Below are 4,370 nucleotides of genomic sequence, written 5' to 3' on the forward strand. Positions count from 1 at the left end.
TGTGGAGATATTTTTGTTTTTCGATCCAAGCGAAATGATCGCCTGAAGCTGATCGTTTGGGATGGCAGCGGCATGGTTCTGGTGACGAAATGGCTCGAGGGCGGCCATTTTACGTTCCCGCCGATCCGGGACGGTGTGGCGACGTTGAGCGCAACGCAATTTTCGATTTTGTTCGCTGGCCTGGATTGGAGTCGGGCGCCCTCGTGCGCGGTGAGGCGACCGACAAAAGTTGCGTGACCCGCGTGTTCGGGCTTTCGCTTGATGCGGTGTTGTGCCAGTAACTTTTTATGGCGCTTCGTCCCGAAGATCTTCCCTCCGATCCGGCCTTGTTGATCGAACTGGTTCTTGCCCTCAGCGACAAGGTCGACAGCTTGAAGGGAGTGGTGGCCACGCTGCAGCGGCTGATCCACGGGCCGCATTCGGAGCGGCTTTCGACGATGGTGGCCGAGCAACTTGCGCTGGATCTTGCGGATCTTGCCGCGGTGCCGGCGCCGGCCAACGACGACACGGCGACGCCGGGTTCAAGCAAGCCGCGATCGAGGAAAAAACGCAACATTGGATCGCTGCCGAAACATCTGCCGCGCTGTGATGTGGTGATCGAGCCGGAAACGACGATCTGTCCGTGCTGCGCCCGCGAACTGCATCGCATTGGTGAGGCGGTCAGCGAGACGCTGGACCGCATTCCGGCGGTGCTGCGGATCCTGCGCACGATCCGTCTCAAATGGCTGCCGCGCGTGTGAAGGCGTGATTGTTCAGGCGTAATCTCCGCCGCGTCTGGTCGAGGGCGGCATGGCTTCGACGGCGCTGATCAGTCAGATCGCGGTTGCGAAGTTTGTCTGGGGCTCGACGCTGTATCGGCAGGCACAGATCCTGGCCGGCCAGGGTATCGAGATCGACCGGCAGACGCGGGCGCGCTGGATGAAGCAGGCGGCGTGGTGGCCGAAGGGGTTGTATGAGCTGCAGCTGGCCGAGATGCACACGGGGACGCGGCTGTTTTGTGATGAGACGCCAATGCGGGTGCTGGATCCGGGGCGTGGTCGCACCAAGACCTGCCAGTTCTGGGCTCACGCCACGGATGATCGCGCCTGGCGGGGTCCTGCGGGCCGGCGGTTGCCTATGTGTTTGCCGCCGGTCGCGGCAAGAAGGAGATCGTTCAACAGCTGACCGCTTTTTGCCGGAGTGCTGTAGGTGGACGCCTATGCGGCGTACAAGGGGCTTGCGCGGGACCAGCGGGCTGCGGGCGCCATCCGGCTGGCCTTCTGTCTGGCGCACGCTCGGCGCAAGTTTGTCGCCATCGTGAAAACCACGAACTCGCCGTTGGCCCGGGAGGTGGTGGAGCGGATCGCGGCGACGTCCAGGCGTTCACCGAACTCGGAATCGAAAACCTCATCGAGCTGATCAGGTTCTACAAAGAGAACCCTGGACTGCTCAGGCAGTAAGCCTGGGGCCCTCACCGGCTACGCCGAATGGATACGATGCGTACGCCGCAATGGGCCCTGACAGATCCCGAAACCAGGCTTCTCGATCATTGGTGAGAGACCCGGAGAGCAACCGCTTTCGACGAAACACGCGAGCCAACGATCCGCCTCCAGGAATTATCGTGATTTGGCGCGGGTTATCGCGGCTGACTGACAGCGAACTGGGGGCCGCGATCAACGCAAGAATTATGAGTAATTGATTGGCGCTTACCGTGCAAACCTACGTATAGCTCACGCATCCCTAGTTCTAGCGCGCATTTACCTCCGTACAATTGAGCGATCCGTTGCACGCGGCCTAGGCTCATGGCCAATCAAAGGCGGCTTCACGGCCTGAAGATGAATGCCATCGCCGAGTTGTCGGCGATGCCACAGCCGACATATTCCTGCGTGACCACCAGCATGATGTCGATTTCTGCGCCTTCATGTCAATTTGGTTCTTCGAAGAGCAAAAGCACAGCCTCACGGCTGCTCGAATATTTGCGACGATTTGTCCAGAGGTTTCGCCCACTGAAGAGAAGAAGACCTTGCCGCAGTGCGTTTCGAGTTCGAACCTGCGCCGGCCTTGGAAAGCCTGGCACTGTACTCCTGCGGCGAGATGCGCCTGGCTCATTGGTACCGCTGCGCCTCAGCGCATTATATCGAGCCGGTTATCAAGCACAGTTATACCGTGCCGGCCAATGACGAGGCGCGGCACGCGCGCGTCTATTGGGACTATATGCGCAAAGCGATTGCTAGGGGAGGCAAGGATGCCTTCCGGGCATTCTCGAAGATTGGCGTGCATTATGACCAATGCTTGCCTGAATCGTGCGATGCATCCGACAAATCTACGTCAACAAGGATCTCTATCCCGACGACACCGTCAATGGGCGACTACCCGATCCAGCTTGGGTGGAAGAGTAGCTCAACGAAGATATCCGAGTCGACCGGCTGGGAAAATAAGGTGGAGGGCGCGATCCTCATGAATCTCTCATGGGCTTTCGGCGAAACGTTCGGGTCGTCACACAATCTCCGGCGGTTCAGCAAGAAGCTTAAATCCACTGAAATGAATGCAGGTTTATAACGCATGGCGACGCAATCCGATATTTCCTATCATTACGATGTAGATAACGAGTTTTACGCATTCTTTCTTGACAAGGATCACATGGCCTATAGCTGCGCCGTCTGGGATGGTGCGGTTGACCTTGAGCATGCGCAAAAACAAAAGTTGGCCCGAATTGCTTCGTTTGCCCGGGCGAAAGCTTCGGATCGGGTCATGGATGTAGGGTGTGGATGGGGTGGCTTGCTTCGCTACGCATTGGATGAAGTTGGCGCCGCTTCAGCGATCGGGCTTACTTTAAGCAACGATCAGTTCGCCTATATCTCCGGACGAAGGAGAGAGACCATCCATGTGGAGCTTCGCTCATGGGCCGACTATCCCGCGCCGACGCAGAAATTTGACGCCGTCATGTCGGTAGGCGCGTTTGAGCATTTTGCATCGATGGAAGATCGCGCAAGAAATGTTCATTGCGACATCTATAGGAAGTTCTTTCAGTGGTGCTCGGATATTTCGGTGGACCAGGCCAGTCTTGGCCTGCAGACGATCATCTCCACCCGGTCTCCACGCGATTTGAGCGAGGTGCGCGATGTCCGGTTTCTGCTTAAAGATGTGTTCAAGGGTTCGGCGCTTCCGAGCGTTGATGACGTCTTGGAGGCGAGCCGCGGGATTTACGAGGTCATGGAGCTCCGGCGCATCGGTAAAGATTACGCAAGAACGCTTTTGGAATGGAAAGCTCGCCTCATCATGAGTCGGGCAAAGGTTATCGATCGATATGGCGAATGGTTGTTCCATCACTATGAGCGTTATTTCGATTCGGCAGAGCGCGGCTTCAGCTCGGGACTTGTAGATCTGCTGCAGGTATCCCTGCGTAAGAAAGCACGGATATCGAACAAGCTGGCTAGGGCCGATTCTGTTGAAAAAGGCGGCAGTTGCGACGCCGATGGATCAGTGATCTAGCTTGTCTAAGTGGCAGGACTGAAGATCATGATGGGACATCGGTAACTCGAGCAGGCTGCGTTGTTCTACGAATTCTCGCTCGAAAGACATATTCCCGGTGATCACTTTCTCAGGTCAATCGACAGGTTCGTCGACCTTCAAGAGATCAGGCGGGACCTGGCACCTTTCTACAGCAGCATCGGCCGGCCTTCGATCGATTCCGAACTGATGATCCGGATGCTCCTGATTGGTTACTGCTTTGGCATTCGATCGGAGCGGCGCCTGTGCGATGAGGTTCACCTCAATTCGACCTACCGGTGGTTCTGCCGGCTCGGTCTGGATGGGACAGTGCCGGATCACTCGACGTTCTTCAAGAACAGGCATGGCGCTTCCGGGAGAGTGCTCTGTTTCGTCGTGTGTTCGAGAGCGTCTTGCGCCGCTGCATCAGGGAGCGGCTGATTGGTGGGGACGGATTTGCAGTCGATGCGAGCCTGATCAAGGCCGATGCCAACCGACAGAAGGGGATCGAAGGCGACAAGGGACTATCCCCGGGAGCTGCCGGCCGAGCGATCGATGAGTATCTGGCCGTCCTCGACGATGCCGCTTTCGGAGCAGCGACCGAGGTCACGCCGAAGTTCGTGTCGCCTTGCGACCCGGCGGCGCGCTGGACTGGAGCGCACGGCGGCCAAGCCTTCTTCGCCTACTCGACAAACTACGTGGTCGACATCGAGAACGCGATCATCGTCGATGTCGAGGCAACCACGGCCATCCGGCAGGCGGAGGTGCTGGCGGCCAAGCGCATGAATGAGCGCTCGCTGGAACGGTTCTATCGTAAGCGTAGCGCAGAGGCCCGTCGGATTGTTTGTGCGGGGTCTTAAGAGCACCGTTAGAAGAGTCATCTTCAGCAAGGGTGCTTACAA

The 4,370-nt window shown here is 57.8% G+C and carries 4 protein-coding genes and 2 pseudogenes; all 6 read left to right on the forward strand.

Annotated elements, in window-relative coordinates:
* Positions 1–237 (forward strand): IS66 family insertion sequence element accessory protein TnpB (tnpB, locus tag K288_RS52015; protein WP_152536008.1); only part of this gene is annotated, 237 nt, incomplete at its 5' end.
* A gap of 146 nt (positions 238–383) precedes the next feature.
* Positions 384–740 carry an IS66 family transposase zinc-finger binding domain-containing protein gene (locus K288_RS50135; RefSeq protein WP_160169102.1) on the forward strand — a complete coding sequence of 119 codons (357 nt, stop codon included), beginning with the start codon at positions 384–386 and terminating at the stop codon, positions 738–740.
* 49 nt (positions 741–789) lie between these two features.
* Positions 790–1,398: pseudogene (locus K288_RS55470) on the forward strand (transposase).
* Between the two features lie 612 nt (positions 1,399–2,010).
* The gene (locus K288_RS49315; RefSeq protein WP_051335090.1) at positions 2,011–2,538 is read left to right on the forward strand and encodes a hypothetical protein; all 528 of its coding nucleotides are present in this window, start codon (positions 2,011–2,013) and stop codon (positions 2,536–2,538) included.
* A 3-nt stretch (positions 2,539–2,541) separates the two neighbouring features.
* Positions 2,542–3,471, forward strand: coding sequence for a cyclopropane-fatty-acyl-phospholipid synthase family protein (locus K288_RS49320; protein ID WP_064737412.1), 930 nt, complete (start codon positions 2,542–2,544; stop codon positions 3,469–3,471).
* A 60-nt stretch (positions 3,472–3,531) separates the two neighbouring features.
* A pseudogene (locus K288_RS49325) lies at positions 3,532–4,271 on the forward strand (transposase); the annotation flags it as partial.
* Positions 4,272–4,370 lie beyond the last annotated feature (99 nt).

The organism is Bradyrhizobium sp. Ai1a-2 (genome assembly GCF_000426245.1).
In the GTDB taxonomy this organism is placed as follows: domain Bacteria; phylum Pseudomonadota; class Alphaproteobacteria; order Rhizobiales; family Xanthobacteraceae; genus Bradyrhizobium.

Excerpts from the sequence above, each read along its gene's own strand:
- K288_RS49320 (WP_064737412.1), top strand. The coding sequence starts at position 2,542 with ATGGCGACGCAATCCGATATTTCCTATCATTACGATGTAGATAACGAG.